General features: G+C 49.6%; 1 protein-coding gene. It reads right to left on the bottom strand.

Annotated features, from left to right (window positions below; all coding sequences use genetic code 11):
* Positions 1-23 precede the first annotated feature (23 nt).
* Positions 24-593 (bottom strand): class A beta-lactamase (bla, locus tag PG900_RS22965; RefSeq protein ID WP_045893848.1); only part of this gene is annotated, 570 nt, incomplete at its 5' end.

Here is a 593-nt window from a genome sequence, read left to right on the forward strand (position 1 = left end):
TATGAGTAAACTTGGTCTGACAGTTACCAATGCTTAATCAGTGAGGCACCTATCTCAGCGATCTGTCTATTTCGTTCATCCATAGTTGCCTGACTCCCCGTCGTGTAGATAACTACGATACGGGAGGGCTTACCATCTGGCCCCAGTGCTGCAATGATACCGCGAGACCCACGCTCACCGGCTCCAGATTTATCAGCAATAAACCAGCCAGCCGGAAGGGCCGAGCGCAGAAGTGGTCCTGTAACTTTATCCGCCTCCATCCAGTCTATTAATTGTTGCCGGGAAGCTAGAGTAAGTAGTTCGCCAGTTAATAGTTTGCGCAACGTTGTTGCCATTGCTGCAGGCATCGTGGTGTCACGCTCGTCGTTTGGTATGGCTTCATTCAGCTCCGGTTCCCAACGATCAAGGCGAGTTACATGATCCCCCATGTTGTGCAAAAAAGCGGTTAGCTCCTTCGGTCCTCCGATCGTTGTCAGAAGTAAGTTGGCCGCAGTGTTATCACTCATGGTTATGGCAGCACTGCATAATTCTCTTACTGTCATGCCATCCGTAAGATGCTTTTCTGTGACTGGTGAGTACTCAACCAAGTCATT

Origin of the sequence: Aeromonas sp. QDB03 (genome assembly GCF_027707985.1) — a bacterium.
GTDB lineage: Bacteria > Pseudomonadota > Gammaproteobacteria > Enterobacterales > Aeromonadaceae > Aeromonas > Aeromonas hydrophila.